Source organism: Blastomonas aquatica (assembly GCF_014639875.1).
Taxonomy (GTDB): domain Bacteria; phylum Pseudomonadota; class Alphaproteobacteria; order Sphingomonadales; family Sphingomonadaceae; genus Blastomonas; species Blastomonas aquatica.
Map to the genome: position 1 here is coordinate 1 of NZ_BMGD01000022.1, position 539 is coordinate 539.

Consider the following 539-nt stretch of genomic DNA (forward strand, 5'->3'; position numbering starts at 1 on the left):
GAGGTTTTCAACGACTCAATCTTGGCACATTTGATGCCGTTTGGGGGCCGTCCACCCCAACACGTTCATAATCTCGGTTTCCTGCGGACGCAGGCTGAGCGCATCGATATGCGTCTGGTCGACGCGTGGCCGCGCGATACGCGTGTCCATCGTGTTCGGTTCGAGAAGCTGAAAGAAGCCTATGTGAAGGCGCGCTACTCGAAGCATTATCGCATCACGGAAGAGGAGCTACTCTGGCTTGGAAGCTATATCGAAGAGCTTGGCCAAGCGGTCCACGCGATCTGTACTGAACGGGTGGCGTACCTCGAATCGCAGTGTTTCAGTGCCTGATCAAAGAGCTCGTTAAATCTGACACGCAGATTGAAAGGCAACAATCTGTTTAAGCTTCCTTGCGAGAGATCTGCGCCCTCAGTTCGCGATCCTAATGCGTCCGCTAGTTTTTGCTCGACCAATTCCTGGTGGGGCAGGTCGACGGTAACCCTGCGGTGAGGGCCGCCTTGCGCTGATTTGGTGACGTGCCGAGAAGGCACCGGTGCAAG

1 protein-coding gene is annotated in these 539 nt (G+C 55.5%); it reads left to right on the forward strand.

The window, feature by feature from the left end; all coding sequences use genetic code 11:
* A partial coding sequence (locus IEW00_RS17415; RefSeq protein ID WP_505625249.1) for a HEPN domain-containing protein occupies positions 1-330 on the forward strand: 330 nt, incomplete at its 5' end.
* Between the last annotated feature and the right edge of the window lie 209 nt (positions 331-539).